Origin of the sequence: Kitasatospora sp. NPDC056138 (assembly GCF_042264695.1) — a bacterium.
GTDB lineage: Bacteria > Actinomycetota > Actinomycetes > Streptomycetales > Streptomycetaceae > Kitasatospora.
In genome coordinates this window covers 1,541-21,239 of sequence record NZ_JBHJVK010000049.1, presented here as the reverse complement: position 1 = coordinate 21,239, position 19,699 = coordinate 1,541, and the positions used below count along the sequence as shown (strand labels likewise).

At 72.3% G+C, this 19,699-nt stretch carries 9 protein-coding genes; 4 read left to right on the top strand and 5 right to left on the bottom strand.

The window, feature by feature from the left end:
- Positions 1-3 precede the first annotated feature (3 nt).
- Entirely contained in the window at positions 4-8,757 is an 8,754-nt protein-coding gene (locus ACFC1R_RS26220) for an amino acid adenylation domain-containing protein (RefSeq protein WP_375942587.1), read from the top strand.
- A gap of 70 nt (positions 8,758-8,827) precedes the next feature.
- On the top strand, positions 8,828-12,070 hold the full coding sequence (locus ACFC1R_RS26215) for an amino acid adenylation domain-containing protein (RefSeq protein ID WP_375942585.1): 3,243 nt from the start codon (positions 8,828-8,830) through the stop codon (positions 12,068-12,070).
- 400 nt (positions 12,071-12,470) lie between these two features.
- On the opposite strand, the gene ACFC1R_RS26210 is transcribed toward ACFC1R_RS26215, so the two are convergent.
- The gene (locus ACFC1R_RS26210) at positions 12,471-13,124 is read right to left on the bottom strand and encodes a response regulator (protein ID WP_375942583.1); all 654 of its coding nucleotides are present in this window, start codon (positions 13,122-13,124) and stop codon (positions 12,471-12,473) included.
- On the bottom strand, positions 13,121-14,341 hold the full coding sequence (locus tag ACFC1R_RS26205) for a sensor histidine kinase (RefSeq protein ID WP_375942581.1): 1,221 nt from the start codon (positions 14,339-14,341) through the stop codon (positions 13,121-13,123). Before ACFC1R_RS26205 ends, ACFC1R_RS26210 begins: the two co-directional genes overlap by 4 nt.
- A 177-nt stretch (positions 14,342-14,518) precedes the next feature.
- Here ACFC1R_RS26205 and ACFC1R_RS26200 point away from each other — a divergent pair, with 177 nt between their 5' ends.
- Both ACFC1R_RS26200 and ACFC1R_RS26195 read left to right on the top strand, forming a co-directional pair.
- Positions 14,519-15,433 (top strand): ABC transporter ATP-binding protein, encoded by a 915-nt coding sequence (locus tag ACFC1R_RS26200; protein ID WP_375942579.1) that lies wholly within the window; start codon positions 14,519-14,521, stop codon positions 15,431-15,433.
- Positions 15,423-16,193 carry an ABC transporter permease subunit gene (locus ACFC1R_RS26195; protein ID WP_375942577.1) on the top strand — a complete coding sequence of 257 codons (771 nt, stop codon included), beginning with the start codon at positions 15,423-15,425 and terminating at the stop codon, positions 16,191-16,193. The genes ACFC1R_RS26200 and ACFC1R_RS26195 overlap by 11 nt, the downstream gene beginning before the upstream one ends.
- A gap of 399 nt (positions 16,194-16,592) precedes the next feature.
- Here ACFC1R_RS26195 and ACFC1R_RS26190 read toward each other — a convergent pair whose 3' ends face one another.
- The 3 genes from ACFC1R_RS26190 to ACFC1R_RS26180 form a co-directional block, all read right to left on the bottom strand.
- On the bottom strand, positions 16,593-16,799 hold the full coding sequence (locus tag ACFC1R_RS26190) for an MbtH family protein (protein WP_375942575.1): 207 nt from the start codon (positions 16,797-16,799) through the stop codon (positions 16,593-16,595).
- Between the two features lie 24 nt (positions 16,800-16,823).
- The gene (locus tag ACFC1R_RS26185) at positions 16,824-18,512 is read right to left on the bottom strand and encodes an FAD-dependent monooxygenase (RefSeq protein ID WP_375942573.1); all 1,689 of its coding nucleotides are present in this window, start codon (positions 18,510-18,512) and stop codon (positions 16,824-16,826) included.
- Positions 18,509-19,699: thioesterase domain-containing protein (locus tag ACFC1R_RS26180; protein ID WP_375942571.1), on the bottom strand; the 1,191-nt coding region annotated here is incomplete at its 5' end. The genes ACFC1R_RS26185 and ACFC1R_RS26180, both read right to left, overlap by 4 nt.

Here is a 19,699-nt window from a genome sequence, read left to right as displayed (position 1 = left end):
CCGATGGCTGAAAATGGAGAGTCGCACACCATGAACGACGCCGAGCTCGACAGCATGGCGCAGGCCGGATACCGCCTGTCACCGCCGCAGCTTCGGACCTGGTCGCACGCCGCCGGGCAGCGCGTGCAGGTCCGCGCCCTGGTGGAGGGGCCTGTCCCGGGCGACAGGATCCGGCAGGCGCTGGATCTGGTGACCGAGCGTCACGAGCTGCTTCGTGCAAGCCTGATCGAGGTCCCGGGACTGGCGGCGCCGTTGCAGTCGGTGCAGTCGCCGGCCGAGCCCGAATGGCACGAGGACCACCTGCCGGCCGACGCCGAGCAGGCCGCGACCGCGGTCGAGACCGCGGCTGCGGCGGACCTCGTCCAGCCGTGGACCGGAACGCTGCGGGCGCGCCTGCTGGTCGGCGCCGACCACGCGGTCCTGGTGCTGACGGTCTGCGGCCTGTTCGCGGACCGCCGGTCACTGCTCGTGCTCCTGGGGGAGCTCGCCCAGCTGCTCGACGGCACGGCGCCGCAGGAGGAGCCCTTCCAGTACCTGGACGCGGCGGAGTGGTTGCACGAGCAGGTCGAGGCGGACGAGGCGAGGGCCCGGATGGACCGCTGGCTCGCCCGGGAGCTCGCCGCCGCGCGGGAATCCACCCTGCCCTCGGAGACCGGCCCGTCCGGTGAGCCGACCCGGGTGGGAGTCGAGCTGGACACCGCGCTGTCGGCGGCGCTGGACCGGACGGGTGCCGAGATCGGCGGCAGCGCCGCCGCGGTGCTGCTCGGGGCCTGGCAGATCCTGCTGCTCCGGCTGACCGGACAGGAGGAGATCCTCACCGCGGTGCTGCCCGACTCCCGCGGCCTGGACGAACTGGAGGACGTGGTCGGGCCGTTCGAGAGCCCGGTGCCGGTTCTGGCCACCCTGGTCGGTGCGCTGCCGTTCGCCTCCCTGGTCCGCGACCTCGACCGGGTCCTGGCCGCCGCTCCCGCCGAACAGTTCGCCTTCGACAGCACGCGCACCGCCGAGCCGCTCCCGTTCGGCTTCGCTTTCACCGAGCTGCCCGCTCCGGTGCGCGCGGGGAGCGCGCGGCTGACCGTGACCGGCGTGCGCGGCGGCCCCGACGGTGCGGCGCTGCACCTCGACGTGGTCCGGGCCGTCGACGGCGCTCTCACGGCGTCGCTCGTCCGCGACGAGCGGCGGGTGTCGCACCGGCACGCGGTGCGGATCGCCGAGCAGTTGGCCTCGGTCCTGCGCGAGGTCGGCGCGCGCCCGCAGGCACCGCTGGAGGACCTCGGTCTGGCGGCCGGGCCGCACGCGGGCGTTCCCGGGCACGGCGAGGCCGCGCCCGAGCCGGCCTTCGGCACCGCGCTCGCCCATGTGCGGTTCGCGCGTGCGGCCGCCGAACGGCCCGAGGCCCTCGCGGTGGTCTGCGGCGAACAGGAACTGACCTATCGTCAGGTCGAGTGCCGGGCCAACCGGCTGGCGCACGCGCTGCGGATGCGCGGGGTCGGTCCGGGCGTGCCGGTCGGCCTGGTGCTGGACCGCTCCGTCGACTACGTCGTCGGTCTGCTCGCGGTCCTCAAGGCGGGTGGGGCCTTCCTGCCCGTCGACCAGGCGCTGCCGGCCGCGCGCGTGCGGTGGATGCTCGCGGACGTCCGCCCGGCGGTGCTGATCACCCACCGCGGCCGGCTCGACGTCGAGGCAGCCGGGACGACGCCGGTGCTCGACCTGGACCGCGACGCCGCAGAACTGGCCGGCCTGCCCGAGACCCCGGTGGACGTGCCAGTCCGGCCGGAGCACCCCGCCTACCTGATCTTCACGTCCGGCTCGACCGGACAGGCCAAGGCCGTGGCGGTTCCGCACCGCGCCGTCTGCGCCTATCTGGACGGCGTGATGGCGGCCCTGGCCCCGCCGCAGGACGAGATGCTGGGAACCCTGGCGACGCCCGCCGCGGACCTCGGGCACACCGCGGTCTTCGGCGCCCTGTGCTCGGGACGCCCGCTGTTCCTGGCGGTGGCCGACGAGGTCCTTGCGGCCGACGCGCTCGCCGCGCGTTTCCGGGTGCGTCCGCTCGGCCTGCTGAAGATCGTGCCCTCGCACCTGGCCGCGCTGCTCGACTCGCCCGACGCCGCCGCCCTGCTGCCCACCCGCTGCCTCGTGCTGGGCGGCGAGCAGGCTTCCGGAGCGCTGCTGGAGCGGATCCGCGCACTGCGTCCGGGGCTGCGGGTCGTGAACCACTACGGTCCGACCGAGACCGCCGTGGGCGCACTGGTCCACCAGGTCGCCGAGGACGGGCCGGGCCCGGTGCCGATCGGCCGGCCGCTCGCCGGCTACCGCGCCTACCTGCTCGACGCGAAGCTCCGCCCGGTGCTCCAAGGGGCGCCCGGGGAGCTGTACATCGGCGGTCCCGGGCTCGCCCTGGGCTACTGGGACCGGCCGGGGACCACGGCGGAGCACTTCCTTCCCGACCCGTTCACCGCCGAGCCCGGCGCGCGGATGTACCGGACCGGGGACCTGGCCCGGCAGCGGCCGGACGGTGCCGTGGTGTTCCTCGGCCGCACCGACCAGCAGGTGAAGATCCGCGGCCACCGGGTCGAGCCGGGGGAGATCGAAGCCGAGCTCCGCCGCGACGAACGCGTCGCCGACGCGGTGGTGGTCGCCGCCGGCGAGGGGGCCGAGGTGCGGCTGGCGGCGTATGTCGTGCCGCGTCGCGGCGGCCGGATCGACGCCGACGAACTCGACCGGCAGCTGCGGCTCCGGCTGCCGGACCACATGGTCCCGGCCGCGATCGTCTCGCTGCCCGCCCTGCCGCTGATGCCGAACGGGAAGGTGGACCGGCGAGCCCTCCCCGCACCGGACCCGGCCGCCTCCCGCTCCTCGTACGTCGCGCCCGAGACGGACACCGAGGCCCTGCTGGCCGACCTGTGGGCGGACGTCCTCGGATGCGAGCGGGTCGGCCGGGACGACTCCTTCTTCCAGACGCTCGGCGGCAACTCCCTCGACGCGACCCGGGTGGTGGCCCGGATCCGGGCCACCACCGGCGTCGGCCTGCACGTCAGCGCCCTGTTCGAGGCCCCCACGGTGGCGCGGCTGGCCGAACTGGTCGACAGCGCCCAGGTGGACGCGGACGCCGCGGCGATCCCCGCGGCCGAGCGCACCGGTCCCGTGCCGCTGTCCTACGCCCAGCGCCGGCTCTGGGTGCTCTCCGAGGTGGACGGCGCCGACGCGGCGTACAACATCCCGGCGGCCGTCCGCATCCACGGCGAGCTGGACGTCGAGGCCTTGGTCCGCGCCCTGCACGAGGTGGTCGGCCGGCACGAGGCGCTGCGCACCAACATCGTGCTCGTCGGGGAGACGCCTCGGCAGGTGGTCCGTGAGCCCGCGCCGTTCGAGGTGCCGGTGACCGAGGCCGCCGAGGCGGACGTGGTCCGGCAGGCGCTCGCCTTCGCGGCGCGGCCCTTCGACCTCGCACGCGACGAGCTGTTCCGCGCCGCGCTGCTGCGGGTGGCGCCGAGCGAGCACGTGCTGCTGCTCTGCCTGCACCACATCGTCTCCGACGGCTGGTCGACCGCACTGCTGTGGCAGGAGACGGTGACCCTCTACAACGCCGCTCGCGCCGGCCTCTCCGCGTCGCTCGCACCGCTGCCGATCCAGTACGCCGACTACGCCCGCTGGCAGAACGCGTGGCTGGAGGGTGCCGGGGTGGCGCCCCAACTGGACTACTGGACGGAGCAGTTGCGCGATCTGCCGGCGCTGCTGGAACTGCCCACCGATCGACCGCGGCCCGCGGTCCAGGGCCACGCCGGCGCGACCGTGGCGATCGAGCTCGACCCGGCGACCGTCGCCGGGCTGCGCGCACTCGCGCACCGGCAGCAGTCGACCATGTTCATGGTGCTGCTGGCCGCCTTCAACGTGCTGCTGGCCCGCCACAGCGGACAGCAGGACATCGCCGTCGGCACGCCGGTGGCCAACCGCACCCGGGCCGAGGTGGAGCAGCTGATCGGCTGCTTCTTCAACACGCTCGTGATCCGCACCGACCTCACCGGCGACCCGGAGTTCACCGAACTGCTCCGCCGGGTCCGCGAGGTGGTCCTGGCCGCCCAGGCCCGCCAGGACCTGCCGTTCGAGCGGCTGGTGGAGGCGCTCAACCCGCCGCGCGACGCCGGGCACTCGCCGCTGTTCCAGACGCTGTTCGTCTACCAGCCGGCCCCGGACGAGGGACTGGCCATGGACGGACTGCGGCTGGAGCCGGTACCGCTGGGCGGTGAGGTCGCCAAGTACGACCTCACGCTCGACCTGGTGGAGCACACCGACGGCGTGAGCGGCCGGATCGAGTACCGGACCGACCTGTTCGACGCCGACACCGTCCAGCGGCTGGCCGGACACTTCCAGGAGCTGCTCGGCTCGATCGTCCGGGCCCCGCACGCGACGATCGGTGACCTGCGGCTGCTGCCGGAGCAGGAGCGCGAGGTGGTGCTGCGGCAGTGGAACGCCGCGTACCGCGGCCGCCCGGACGCCCGGCTCGTCGCCGACGCCTTCGAGGACCAGGCCCGGAGCCGGCCGCAGGCCACCGCGCTCGTCCACGGCGGCCGCTCCCTGAGCTACGACGAGCTCGACCGCGCGGCGAACCGGCTGGCGCACGTCCTCCGGGCCAGGGGAGTGGCCGAGAACGACCTGGTGGGTCTGTGGCTGGACCGCTCGGTGGAGATGGTCGTCGCCATGCTCGGCGTGCTCAAGGCCGGTGCCGCCTACCTCCCGCTCGACCCGGCCGCCCCGGCGGCGCGCAACGCGGACCTGATCGCGGACGCGCGACTCGGTTTCGTGATCACGACCGGGGCCCGGGGTGCGGACCTGCCCCCCGGGGTCGCGCTGATCGACCCCGGGCAGGAGCCCGGCACCGACGACTCGGCGCCGTCCCGCCGGACCGGGCCCGAGGATCTCGCGTACGTCATCCACACCTCGGGATCGACGGGCCGCCCCAAGGGCGTGATGATCGGGCAGCGCAACCTCGCCGGCTTCTTCGACGCCATGGACGAGCGGCTCGGCACGGACCGGCCGGGCACCTGGCTCGCCGTCACCCGGTACACCTTCGACATCTCGGTGCTGGAACTGCTGTGGACCCTGACCCGCGGCTTCAAGGTCGTCCTCGTCGGTGACGAGCTCGTGCTCAGCGACGGAGTCCGGCCGCAGCGCCGGGCGACGGACTTCAGCCTGTTCTACTTCGCCAGCGACGCCGGCGAGCGCGGCACGGACAAGTACCGCCTGCTGCTGGAGGGCGCACGCTGGGCCGACCGGCACGGCTTCGCCGCGGTGTGGACACCGGAGCGCCACTTCGGCACCTTCGGCGGCCTGTACCCGAACCCCGTCGTCACCGCGGCCGCGCTGGCCACCGCGACCAGCCGCATCGGCATCCGCACCGGAAGCCTGGTCCTCCCGCTGCACAACCCGATCCGGGTGGCGGAGGACTGGTCCATGATCGACAACCTCTCCGGCGGCCGGGTCGGACTCTCCGTGGCCTCGGGCTGGCAGCCGCACGACTTCGCGCTGGCGCCGCACAACTTCGCGGACCGCAAGGAGACCATGTTCCGGGACCTCGAAGTGGTCCGCGGACTGTGGCGGGGCGAGTCGGTGCGCACGGCCTCGGGCACCGGTGAGGAGATCGAGGTCCGCACGCTGCCCCGTCCGATCCAGCCGGAGCTGCCGGTCTGGGTCACCGCCGCCGGAAACCCGGAGACCTTCCGGCGGGCCGGCGCGATCGGGGCCAACGTGCTGACCCACCTGCTCGGACAGTCGGTCGAGGAACTGGCCGAGGCCCTGCGGGTGTACCGGGCCGCCCGGAGCGAGGCCGGCCATTCCGGGCCGGGCCACGTCACCCTGATGCTGCACACCTTCGTGTCCGAGGACGAGGACTTCGTCCGCCGCACCGTCCGCGAGCCCTTCAAGGACTACCTGCGCGAGTCCGTGGACCTGGTCCGGCCGATCGCCAAGTCGCGCGGGCTGGACGTGGAGGACTTCGACGAGGCCGACCTCGATGCGCTCCTCGACCACGCCTTCGACCGCTACTACGACACCAGCGGGCTCTTCGGCACCCCGGAACAGTGCGTGGCGATGGTCGACCGCCTGAGCGCGGTCGGCGTCGACGAGATCGCCTGCCTGGTGGACTTCGGCGTCCCCGCCGACGACGTGCTCGCGAGCCTCGACCACCTGGACGAGCTGCGCCGGCTGGTGTCGCCCGGTTCCGACGAGGACGCCCCCGAGGACATCGCGGGACTGATCGAGCGACACGGCGTCACCCATCTCCAGTGCACCCCCTCACTGGCGTCCCTGCTGGTCACCGACGAGCGGGTCAAGGCCGCGCTCGGGTCCCTGGAGTGGATGCTGGTCGGCGGCGAGGCGCTGACCCCGGCCCTCGCGGCGGACCTGGCGCAGACGGTCGGCGGGCAACTGCTCAACGTCTACGGCCCGACCGAGGCGACCATCTGGTCCACCAGCCACCTGGTGCGCGACGCGAGCGGTCTGATCGGCCGGCCGCTCGCCAACACCCGGGCGTACGTGCTGGACGAGCGCCGGGCCCCCGTGCCGATCGGCGTGCCCGGCGAGCTCCACCTCGCCGGCGACGGCGTCGCGCTCGGCTACCTGCACCAACCCGAGCTCACCGCGGAGCGCTTCGTCGCGGACCCCTTCGCCCCCGACCCGGCGGCGCGGATGTACCGCACCGGGGACGTCGTGCGCTACCGGGCCGGCGGCGAGCTGGAGTTCATCGGCCGACGGGACGACCAGGTCAAGATCCACGGCTTCCGGGTGGAACCGGGGGAGATCGAGGCGGCGCTGGCCGCGGCACCGGAGGTCAGGGCCGCCGCGGTCGTCGCGGCCGACGACGGACGAGGCGGACGCCGGTTGATCGCCTACGTCGTCACGTCAGGACCCCTGGACGTCGAGGCGCTGCGCGGGCACCTGGAGACGCGGCTGCCGCGGTACATGATCCCGGCCGGGTTCGTCGGGCTGGGGGCGATGCCGCTGCTGCCGAGTGGCAAGACCGACCGCCGGGCGCTGCCGAAGCCGCTCGCGGAGCAGCCCTCCGCGCGGCAGTCCACCGCGCCGGCGACGGCGGCCGAGCGCATCCTCGCCGGGGTCTGGAGCGACCTGCTGCACCGCGAGGAGGTCGGGGTCGAGGACAACTTCTTCGAACTCGGCGGGGACTCGATCGTCGCCATCCAGATGGTCTCGCGCGCCCGCCAGGCCGGGCTCACCCTCGCGGCCCGGGACCTGTTCCAGCACCAGACGCTCGGTGAACTCGCCGCAGTGGCACGCCAGGGCGTGCGCACCTCGGCCGAACAGGGCCCGGTCCTGGGCGAGTCACCACTCGCCCCCATCCAGCACTGGTTCTTCGAGCAGCAGTTGGCCGACGCCCACCACTACAACCAGGCCGTCCTGGCCGACGTCGTCGGCGATCCGCTCGATCTCGGGGTGCTGGCCCTCGCCCGTGACGCCCTGCTGCGCCACCACGACGCGCTGCGCAACCGCTTCCGCGAGGGCGAGGCCGGGTGGGACCAGTGGACGGAGGCACCACAGGAGGGCACGACGCCGATCGAGCACGTCGACCTGAGCGAGCTGCCCGAGCAGACCTGGCCGCAGGAGGTCGCTGCCGTCCAGGACCGCGTCCACCGCGCGCTCGACCTGGAACACGGTCCGCTGCTGCGGATGGTCTCCCTCGGCTACGGCGGCCGGCGGGCCGATCAGGTCTTCACGGTGATCCACCACACGGTGGTCGACGGCGTCTCCTGGCGCGTCCTGCTGGAGGACCTGCAGCGCGCCTACCGCCTGCTGAAGGCCGGCCGGCCGGTGGAGCTTCCCGCCAAGACCACGTCGTACCAGGAGTGGACCGGCAGGCTGGCGCAGGAGGCCGACTCCGAGCGGACGCTCGCCGAACTCGACTACTGGGCCGACCAGGTCGAGGGCCCGGCGCCGGCGCTGCCGCGCGACCGCGACGGCCGCAACACCGAGGCGAGTGCCCGGACCGTCACCGCGGAGCTGTCCGCCGAGGAGACCGACGCCCTGCTGCACGAGGTGCCCGCGGCCCACGGGGCCGACCTGCACGCGGTGCTGCTCTGCGCCGTGGCGGAGGCGTGCGAGCCGTGGACCGGCTCCCGGTCGTTGCTCCTCGACGTGGAAGGGCACGGACGCGAGGACCTCTTCGAGGACGTGGACGTCTCACGGACCGTCGGGTGGTTCACGGCGCTCTACCCGCTGCGCATCGAACTCCCGGAGGCCCCGGACGACCGGCCGGCGGCCGTCCGCGAACAGGTGCACCGCATCCCGCGCCGCGGGATCGGGTACGGCCTGCTGCGCCACCTGCACCACGACGCACCGGTCCGGGACCGCCTGGGCACCGGACGGCAGCCCGAGATCATCTTCAACTACCTCGGCCAGGCGGACACCTCCAGGAGCGAGGACGCCCTGCTGACCCTCGCCCCCGGAACCGTGGGCACGCCGCACGGAGGCGCGCAGCAGCGCCGGCACCTGCTCAACGTCAACGGGCTGGTGGCGAACGGCCGGCTCCGCGTCGACTTCACCTTCAGCGAGGCCGTGCACCGTCCGGAGACGGTCCAGGCCCTCGCCGACCGGTTCGGCGCCTCGCTGCGCCGACGGGTCGAGGACTGCCGCACCGGACGCGTGCGGCTCACCCCCTCCGACTTCCCCGACATCGATCTGACGCAGGAGTCGTTGGACGAGCTGCTCGGCGAACTGCGCTACCAGGAAGGAGAACTGGCATGAGGGAGCGAAGCGAACTCATTGAAAGGTGCGCGTCGGCGAACGCCTCCGCCGAGCTCTGCGAGGCGGGCGCATGAGCCACGACGACGTAGAGGCGATCTACCCGCTCTCGCCACTCCAGCACGCGATGCTGCTCCGGTCCAGGCTGGCGCCCGAGAGCGGGGTGTACGTCCTGCAACTGTCCTTCGACATCCGCGGGGCGTTCGACGCGGGAGCGTTCCGACGAGCCTGGGAGCAGGTCACCGCCCGGCACGCCGTGCACCGGACCTGCTTCCTGCGGCTGGACCAGGAACAACCCCTGCAGATCGTGCGCCGGACGGTGGACCTGCCCTGGCGGGAGGAGGACTGGACCGAGCTCCCGGCCGACGAGCAGGAGGACCGGTTCGCCGCGCTGCTGGAGCAGGACCGCGCGGAGGGCTTCACCCCCGAGCGGGCCCCGCTGATGCGCTGCCTGCTGGTGCGTCTGGCCGGGGACCGGCACCGCTTCCTGTGGACCCGTCACCATGCCGTCTCCGACGGGTGGTCCATGCCCACCGTGCTCTCCGAGGTCGTGCGGTGCTACCAGGCGGACCGGGAGGGCGAGGCGCCGAGGCTCGGTCCGGTGACCCAGTACCGCGACTACATCGCCTGGCTCAGGGCGCGGGACGCGGCCGCGACGGAGGAGTACTGGCGACGTTCGCTCGCCGGGGTGACCGGACCCACGCAGCTCGGCATCGACCGGCCGCGCGCCCACGGCACGTCCGACCAGGGACCGGGCGGGCAGCAACGGGTGCTGCTGAGCCCGCGGACCACGGCCGCGCTGCTCGCCGCCGCCCGCCGGGAGCGGATCACGCTCAACACCTACGTCCAGGGCGCGTGGGCCTTGCTGCTCAACTGCTACAGCGGTGAGCGCGACGTCCTGCTCGCAGCGATCGCGTCGGGACGCCCGCCGTCCCTTCCCGGCATGGAGTCCGCGGTCGGGTGCTTCCTGAACACGCTGCCCGTGCGCGTCGTGGTCGACGACGAGGCCCCGGTCGCCGACTGGCTGCGCGGGTTGCAGGCCGCCCAGGTGGAGCGCGAGGAGCACGGCCACGCCTCCCTCGCGCAGATCCGGCGCTGGGCGGGTCTGCCGGGTGATCTCCCGTTGGCTGACACCCTGGTGGTCTTCGAGAACTTCCCCCTGGGGCCGGCGCTGGCGGCGCAGGACGGGCCGATCCGCGTCGAGTCGATCCGCATGGCGGAGCGGACCAGCTTCCCGCTCACCCTCACGGTCGCCCCGGGCGACCGCTTGTCGCTGCAACTCGGTTACGACGAGAGCCGGTTCGACGCGGACGCGGTCGAGCGCATGCTCGGGCACTACGTGACGCTGCTCACCGCGCTGGCGTCCCCGCCGGCCCGGGTCGGGGACCTGACCGCGGTCGGTCCGGCCGAGCGGGCGGCGCTGGCGGCGCAGGCCGCGGGCCCTCGCCCGGCTCTGCCGACGGCCGGCTCGGGCGGCGTGCACCGGTTGTTCGAGTCGCAGGCGGCGGCAACCCCCGACGCGACGGCGCTCGTCGCGGGGGAGGTGCGTCGCTCGTACGCGGAGCTGGACGCGCGCGCCGACCGGATCGCGGGACGGCTGCACGCGGCCGGTGTGGCCGCGGGCGACTTCGTGGGCGTGTGCCTGGAGCGGACGGCCGACCTGCCCGCCGCGCTGTTGGCGGCCTGGAAGGTCGGGGCGGCGTACGTGCCGCTGGACCCGGCGTACCCCGCAGCGCGCGTCCGGCACATCCTGGACGACGCGGCACCCGCCGTGGTCCTGGCCCAGGCCTCGACCCGCGCACTGTCGGCGGGCGCCGCCTGTCCGGTCCTGTTGCTCGACGGCCCCGACAACGGCCCCGACAACGGCCCGGACGACGGCCCCGTCGCCCCGTTCGTCCCCGTGGACGCGGCCGACGACGCGGTGGCCGTGACGATCTACACCTCAGGATCGACCGGCACCCCGAAGGGGGTGCTGATCACCCATCGCAACATCCGCGCGCTGCTCGCCTGGGCGGCCGGGGTCTACTCGGCCGAGGAGCTCTCGGGAACGCTCGCCTCGACGTCGGTCTGCTTCGACCTCTCCGTCTTCGAACTCTTCGTGCCGCTCACCACCGGGGCCACCGTCATCCTCGCGGAGAACGCACTGCTGCTGCCCTCGTTGCCGGCGCGCCACGAGGTGACGCTGGTCAACACCGTCCCGTCGGCGCTCGACACGCTCCTGCGGCTGGGCGCACTGCCGCCCCGCGTCGCCGTGGTCAACCTCGCCGGGGAGCCGCTCCCGCGGGACCTGGTGGACCGGCTGTACCGCCAGGCGGGGATCCGCAAGGTGTACAACCTGTACGGGCCTTCGGAGGACACCGTCTACTCGACGTTCGCCCTGGTCCCGGCGGACGGCGGCAAACCGCTGATCGGACGGTCCGTCGCCAACGCGCAGGCGTACGTCCTCGACTCCCGGCTGCGACCGGTGCCGGTCGGCGTCCCCGGCGAGCTGTTCCTCGGCGGCGAGGGCGTCTCGCGCGGCTACCACGACCGCCCCGCGCTCACCGCGAGCCGCTACCTGCCGGACCCGTTCAGCGAGCGCCCCGGTGCCCGGCTCTACCGCACCGGGGACGTGGTGCGCCGCCTGCCCGACGGCGAGCTCGACTACCTCGGCAGGAGTGACCACCAGGTCAAGCTGCGTGGCTTCCGGATCGAGCTGGGCGAGATCGAGGCGGCCCTGCGGGCCCTGCCGGGCGTGCGGGAGGCGGTGGCCGCGGTGCGCACCGACCCGCCCGGAGGCGGGGGGAGGCTGGTGGCCTACGTGGTCAGCGAGCTGGGGCACGTCTTCGACCGGCCGGAGACGGTGCGGGCGCTGCGCGCCACGCTCCCCGAACACCTGGTGCCGTCGGCCTTCGTCGAACTGGCCGAGGTCCCGCTCACCCCGAACGGGAAGGTCGATCGCGAGGCGCTGCCGGCTCCCGAGCCGGTGCGGTCGCGGCGGACGTACCGGGCGCCCGAGAGCGAGACGGAGCGGACCGTCGCCGCCGTCTGGACATCGGTGCTGGGGGTGCCGGGGCCGGGGATCGACGACGGCTTCTTCGAGCTCGGCGGCGATTCACTGCTGCTGGCCCGCGTGTTCGGCGAGCTGAAGTCCCGCTATCCGGGTGGGGTGCAGATGACCGACCTGTTCCGTTATCCGACCATCGCCGAGCTCGCCCGACACCTCGAGGGCGTCGAGGAGCGGCCCGCCTTCGCCGGCGTGCGGGGTCGGCTGGAGCGTCGCCAGGCCGCCCGGAGCACTGGCACAGAAGCTCCGGCAGTCTCCACGGTGAGCTGAGCGGCTCCGCCGGCCCGCACCGGGCTGTTTCCATCCTGAAGTCGCTGGTAGCGGGCCTGGCGTGAGTTGATGACGGGGTGCTCGTGCCGATCGGGGCAGTGGCCGCAATGGGGTGATCATCCGTCACCTCTGGATCTCGCTGTTCGTCAGGACGAGCACGGCCCGCAGCAGTGCGGTCGCGTGTTCGGCGCATGCGGATCTTGGTGAGGATCCTCCAGTTCTTCGGGCCGACGAAGCCAAGGTCCGACAGAGCGCCGAGGCCGTCCTGGCACAGGTGAGCGGTGACCTCGTCATCAACCAGCCGGAGGAGGCCGTCACCACGCCATGCCAGCCCCGCTGAGCAGCAACTTCGAGGAAGAAAAAGTCCTCAACGGAATGCTGCTCGCTGCGCACGCCGCCATCAGCCCGGCACGATCAGCCCGCTCTCGTAGGCCACGATGACCAGTTGGGCCCGGTCCCGGGCGGCGAGCTTGGCGAGCAGCCGCCCGACATGGGTCTTCACGGTCGCCAGGCTGACGACCAGGCGGTCCGCGATCTCCTGGTTGGACAGCCCGCGTCCGACGAGTCCGAGGACCTCCCGCTCCCGGTCGGTGATCGCGTTGAGGCCGGTGGTCGGGTGGCGGCCCATCTCGGGCATGCGGGCGAACTGCTCGATGAGGCGTTTGGTGATGGCGGGTGCCAGCAGCGCCTCGCCTCGCGCGATCACTCGGATCGCCGCGACGAGTTCGGCGGGTGGGGTGTCCTTGAGGAGGAAGCCGCTCGCTCCGGCGCGCAGGGCCCCGTAGACGTACTCGTCGAGGTCGAAGGTGGTGAGGACGAGCACGCGCACGTTCTCGTGGGCCGCGACGATCCGGCGGGTGGCTTCCAGTCCGTTCAGCTCCGGCATTCGGATGTCCATGAGGACGACGTCGGGCTGTTCGCGCGCGGTGAATTCGACCGCCTGGCGTCCGTCGGCGGCCTCGCCGACGGCGGTCAGGTCGGGCTGGGAGTCGAGCAGCAGGCGCAGGCTTCCGCGCAGCAGCGTCTGGTCGTCCGCGATCAGCACCCGGATCACGAGCCCGCCTCCAACGGGATTCGGGCGCTGACCCGGAAGCCTCCCTCGGGCAGCGGCCCGGCGTCCAGCTCGCCGCCGTAGACGGCTACCCGCTCGCGCATGCCGACCAGTCCGTGACCGGGCGACGATGCCGCTTCGGGTGTGCCCCGGCCGTCGTCGACGACCTCGATCCCGACAAAGTCCTTCCCGTACGCGAGAACGGCGCGGACCCGCACGGCGTCGGCGTGTTTGATCACGTTGGTCAGCGCCTCCTGGGCGATCCGGTAGACGGCGAGTTCGAGCGGGGCGGGCAGCTCGCGCCGCTCGCCGGAGATCCTCAGTTCCACCCGCAGTCCGGACTCGGCCGTCCGCGCGGCCAGTTGGTCGAGGTCCGCCAGGCACGGGGCCGGCACGAGCTCTGGATCCTGCGCATTCCCGTCACCGTCCCGCAGCATACCCAGCAGCCGGCGCATCTCGTGCAGGGCGTCGCGTCCGGTCCGCTCGATCAGCGTCAGGGCCCTGACGGCCTCTTCGGGGCGGGTGTCGGCGACGAAGCCGGCGACCGAGGCCTGCATGGTGATCAGCGACAGGTTGTGCGCGACGATGTCGTGCAGCTCCCGGGCAATTCGCAGCCGTTCCTCGACGACCCGTTCGCGGGCGCGCTGCTCGGCCTGTGCCTGCAGCCCCGCCGTGTACGCGCGGTTGGCACTGACCGCCACGCCGATCATCCAGACCGCGGACAGCGGCAGCGTGAGCAGGAGCAGGCCCAGGACCTCCATCCGCATTGCGTGGTGGAACACGGCCGGGTCCGGGAGGTGCGGCCCGAGCAGGCCGTGCTGCACCGCGACCACGCCGAGTGCGGTACAGCCGACGAGCACGCCCAGGCCCCGCACGGAGACCCTTCGCGGCGCTCCGTCGGCGAGCGTGTACAGCGTGAGTGCCATCGCCGCCGGGACCGGAAGCGGGAAGTTCTGCGACTCTTGCGCCACCACCGCCGAGGCCAGCGCGACGGCCCACAGCGCTAGCCACGGGTACACCCGCCGCAGCGCGACCGCGGCGCCCAGCACCAGGGCCAGCGCGACGATGACGACGGTCGGGAGCGAGACCACCGCCTCGTGCGGACCGAACCCGTGCAGCAGCGCGAGGACGCACAGGACGGCACCGGCCAGGGTGTCGAGGACGAGCAGGTCGCGCGGGCTCAGGCGTCGCAGGAGGGGCGGTTTGGCTGTGGCGATCATGTGTCGACGGTAGCCGGGGCCGTGCTGCCGGGCATCGGACCCCAGGCCGTCATCCTCCGGTCGTACGGCACCCGCTCGATCATGCCGTGGCCGGACATCCGGAGACCCCCCTGTGCTCCGATGCCAACACGCTTGCCCGGCTGGCACCTTGAACGCCTCACGCCGAAAGGAGATGTGATGATCGAAGTCATCGAACTCACCAAGAGGTTCGGCCGGATCACCGCGGTCGACGGCCTCACGTTCACGGTCCGGCCCGGCCGCGTCACCGGATTCCTCGGACCGAACGGCTCGGGCAAGTCCACCACCCTGCGCGCGATCCTCGGTCTGGAGAGGCCGGACCGCGGCACTGCCCTCGTCAACGGACGGCCGTACCGGACCCTGCACCACCCGCTGCACCACGTCGGAGCGCTGCTCGACGCGGGCGCCGTCCACCCGGGCCGCTCGGCACGGGCGCATCTGACGGCGCTGGCGGTGGCCGGCCGCATCGATGGGCGGCGCGTGGGCGAGGTGCTGGAGCAGGTGGGTCTCGGGCAGGTGGCGAACGAGCGGGCCGGCGGCTTCTCGTTGGGCATGCGACAGCGGCTCGGCATCGCCGGCGCGCTGCTCGGCGATCCGCCCGTCGTCCTGTTCGACGAGCCGGTCAACGGGCTGGACCCCGAGGGCATCCTGTGGATCCGGCACCTGATGAAGTCGCTGGCGGCCGAGGGCCGGACCGTCCTCGTCTCCAGCCACCTGATGTCCGAGATGGCGCTGACCGCCGGCCACCTCGTCGTGATCGGCCGTGGCCGGCTGATCGCCGACACCGGCGTCGAGGAGTTCCTGGCCGAGCACGGCAAGAGCCAGGTCCACGTCCGCTCGCCCGCCCGCCACACGCTGGCCGGGGTGCTCCGGGAACGCGGTGCGACCGTGGAGTACGAGGGCTCCAAGACGCTGGTCGTCACCGGCTTGACGGTCGACGAGATCGGCGACCTGGCCGCCCGCAACAACCTGCCCGTCCACGAGTTGACGGCCCGCCAGGCCTCGTTGGAGGAAGTCTTCATGGACCTGACCCGGGACTCGGTCGAATTCCAGGGGACACACGATGGGAACTGATCTGCTGCGCGCCGAATGGATCAAGTTGCGTTCGGTGCGGTCGACTTACCTGTCCCTGGCTGCAACCGCCGTGCTGGTCGTCACCGTGGCCCTCTCGGTCGCCACGACGACCGCGGAGAACTGGCCGACGATGGACCCGCGCGACCGCTCGTCCTTCGACCCGGTCTCGGCCCCGCTGTTCGGCGCGATCTTCGCCCAGCTGGTCATCGGCGTGCTCGGGGTTCTGACGGTCAGCTCCGAGTACTCCACCGGGCTCATCCGGACGACATTCGCAACGACGCCGCAACGCCGGAAGGTGCTGCTCGCCAAGGTCGCCGTCACCGCGGCGCTCGCGTTGGTCGCGGGCGCGGTCATCCTCGGCGTGACGTTCCTGCTGAGCCAGGGAATCATGGCCAACGGCCACGGCGGAGTCTCGCTGGGCGAACCAGGCGTCCTCCGCGCCGTCACCTATGCGGTGCTGTACCTGGTGATCGTCACAGTGCTGGCCACCTCGCTGGGCGCGATCGCGAGATCCACCGCCGGTGCGATCGCCGTCCTGTTCACCCTGGTCTTCCTGCTGCCCCAGGTACTGGACCACCTACCGCAGAACCTGCGCCACGACCTCATGCGCTTCGGTCTCCAGCGGGCCGCCGCAAGCGCCGTGTCGATCCATCCCCAGGTGGACACCTTCTCGCCGACAGTGTCGATCCTGGTCTGCGCGGCCTACGCGGCCGTCGCCCTCGGGCTCGCGCTGTTCCTCATCGGACGGCGCGACGCCTAGAGATCGGCCACGAAGAGTCAGATCCAGAACGGGATCGGGCCCGGGGCCCCACTGCCGGGACAGCTGGGAGTCAACCAGGTGGTGGGGCCCCGCCGATCAGGGGGATGGTGCCCAAGATCCGCAGGAATGCCGAACGCACGACTTCGCTGCTGCTGGCCCTGCTTGTCCTGACGAACAGCGAGATCCAGAGGTGACGGACGATCACTCCGTTGCGAGAGTCCTTCCGACCAGCACGAGCACCCCGTCATCAACTCACGCCAGGACCGCTACCAGCGACTTCAGGATGGAAAGAGCGCACGGAGGAAACGCACGGCTTCCCGCAGGCAGACGAAAGCACCCGGGGCGCTCGGCCCCGGGTGCGTGCCCCGCAGCCGTGCGGCTGCGGGGCTCAGTGTCGGCTCAGTGTCCTGCGGCGGAGCGCAGGGACAACGGCCTCATGTCCGTCCAGTTCGCCTCGACCCAACTCAGGCAGTCCGTGCGGGAACCGGCGACTCCGGTGTCCCTCCAGCCGGCCGGGCTCTGCCGGTCGGCGAACCAGATCGAGTGCTGTTCCTCGTCGTTCACCACGACCTTGTACCGCGTGCCGAACTCGTCGTCATCCGTCATCGGTTCTTTCCCTCCTCGTTGTCGTCAGGACTGGTGCTGCGTCAGGCGCCTCTGCCCGACGGTGCCTCGATACAGCTCTTCCAGCGGCTGGTGGCCGTCCCAGTCCGGGTCGAACACGGCCTTGAACCGGGCCTCGTCCCAGGCGGCCCCGGAGATCTCGACCAGTCGGCGGACCAGGGTGCGGCAGAAGATCTCGTAGGTCCGCTCGTCCGCCGGGAGTTCCAGCGCCCAGTCGCGCTTCCGGTGGACCTTGGCCATGAGGACCTCGTCCTGGTCGAACGAGCGCGAGTCCAGGAACATCCCGTCGTTGCAGCTGTAGAACATCCCCCAGCTGTCGAGCAGGCGGGCGAACTCCTCGGTCAGCCGGTCGGCGGACTTGAGCAGGCGGGACAGCTTGCCGCCCATCACCTGATCGTCGCACTGGCAGTCGGTGCCGTGTGTCCGGGCGAAGTGCAGCAGGATCCGGTGGTCCTCGAACGCGTCCGGCACGATGCGGTTGTAGTAGACCCGGTTGCGCAGGGCCAACCACGCGCTCCACGTGTCGAAGGACCCCTTCGCGAGGTAGTGCCCGGGGCTGTTGAGCAGCTTCTCGTAACGGCTGCGCATCCGGATGCCGTAGTGGTGGACCATGCCGGGCAGCTGGTGCCCGCGGCCGGTGCGATCGGACTTGATGAACTCGGAGATGAGCTTGTTGTTCTCGGTGAAGAGCCATGACGAGGTGGCGAACATGGGGTCCAGCACGGTCCCGGCGTTCCCGGTCAGGAACCAGCGCTGTTCCGAGACCTGCTGCCGGGCGAAACGGGCGAACCGTGCCCGGGATCCGTAGGAGAGCGGTCGCGGCGAGGGGCCGAGGATGTCCCCGAGCGCCCGGTGCTCGCGCAGGAAGGCGAGCAGCTCCTCGTTCGAGCCGAGCTCCGGCTGCACGTGACGGCGGTCGAAGACGACCCCGATGCTGTAGGTCGTCTCGGAGATCGGGAACAGCCAGATCCAGTACCCGCGATACATGAAGTACGCCATCGACGACGCGCGTCCCCAGTGCGGGACCCGCTGCCGCCATGCCTTGCCGCCCAGGTCGTCCAGGGAGACGCAGCCCTCGAAGCGGCCCCAGGCGGCGGCGATGGGATTGCGGTCGTCCTCGGCGACCAGATCGAGCATCCGGGTGAGCGGGGACTCCTCGCCCGCGGCGTCGACCAGCCACCGGCAGGTGATGACGCCGGCGGACGTGCGCACCCGATGGCCGTTCTCGGCGTCGAGGGAGATCGCCTCGGCCGGGGACTCGTCCGGGCCGCAGTCCAGCACCGTCGTGCCGAGCAGGACCCGGACTCCGTTCCTGCGGTTCATCTCGCACAGCGCCTGCTCGACCGCCGGTCGGTCGATGAGGTAGGTGGGGATGGGGTGCGGGCTGAGGCCGCCGATCTCGGACATCCGGTCGATCGGGAGATCCCGCTCCCGCGAGTCGAAGAAGAAGCGCGTCCCCGAGCTCACGTGGTGGTGTTTGCGCAGGTAGGGGCCGATCCGCAGGACGCGGTTGGCGTAGTTCGAGAACTCCTCGCCCGATGCCTCGTCCAGGCCGGGCGGGAACTCGGTGACCCGGTCCACCACGACGACGTCCAGGTCGGGCTGTTCCAGGCTCAGCTGGCGCGCCAGCGAGCCGCCGGCCAGCCCAGCGCCGATGATCAGGACGTCACACCGGATGTCCGCCTCGTCGCTCATCGTCCACCGTCCGTTCGAAGTTCCGTGGCGACGATCCGCGCGCTGGTCTCGGCGTTCGCAGCCTCGAACATGGCGTGGTAGTCGCCGGGCAGGATGTGCGTGGTCAGTCCGCCGAGGGCCAGCCGCGTCCAGGCGCTGTCCGGGCGGGCCGGGTCGAGTCCCTCCCTGCGCCGCTCGGCGAGGAAGTACAGGGCGCGACCGGGGTAGGGGGCCGGCCGGTAGGCGTACAGAGCCTCCAGATTGGCCCGGTACACCGCGAGGACCTGCCGGGCGGACGCCTCGACCGCCTGGCCCGGCTCCACGCCCTTGGCTGCCAGGCGCTCGGCCAGCAGTTGGTCCGCCTCCGCCGGGGACAGCTCCACATGGCGGTTCAGCGGCATCTGGCCGGGGCCGGGGGTGTCGAACAGGACCAGCAGTTCCACGGTCTCGCCGGCGGCGCGCAGACGCTGGGCGACCTCCAGGGCGACCAGGCCGCCGAAGGCGGCTCCGCCGAGCGCGTAGGGGCCGACCGGTTGGGCGGTTCGCAGTTCCGGGAGGTAGCGGTCCGCGAGCTCCTCGACACTGCGCCGCGGCACCGCCCCGTCGTGCAGTCCTGCCGCCTGGAAGGCGTGCACCGGCTGCCCGGCCGGGAGCCGGCGGGCGAACTCGCGGTAGACGTACACGCTGCCGCCCACAGGGTGGAACAGGAACAGCGGCCTGCGGCCCGGCGCCCCCTCCCGCAACGTGATCAGCGACGCTGACGCCTCCTGCGACCGGAGCATGTCGTCGATGTAGGTGGCTATTTGGGCGGCGGTGGGTGCTTCGAGGAGTGTGTGGTGGGGGAGTTCGATGTCGAAGGTGGTGTTGGCCTTGGCGATGAGGTGGAGGGCGATGAGGGAGTCGCCGCCGAGGTCGAAGAAGTCGTCGTCGGGTGCGATGGGGCTGGTGCCGAGGGTTTCTTCGAGGAGGTTGAGGATGGTGGTCAGGGTGTTGGAGGTGTGTGTGGTGTGGGTGGTGCGGACGACCTCGGGTCGGTCGTAGTCGGGTGTTGTGGTCGGGGTGGTCGGGGTGGTCTGGGGTGTGTGGTCGGGGTGGAGCATGTGGTCGATGTAGGTGGCTATTTGGGCGGCGGTGGGTGCTTCGAGGAGTGTGTGGTGGGGGAGTTCGATGTCGAAGGTGGTGTTGGCCTTGGCGATGAGGTGGAGGGC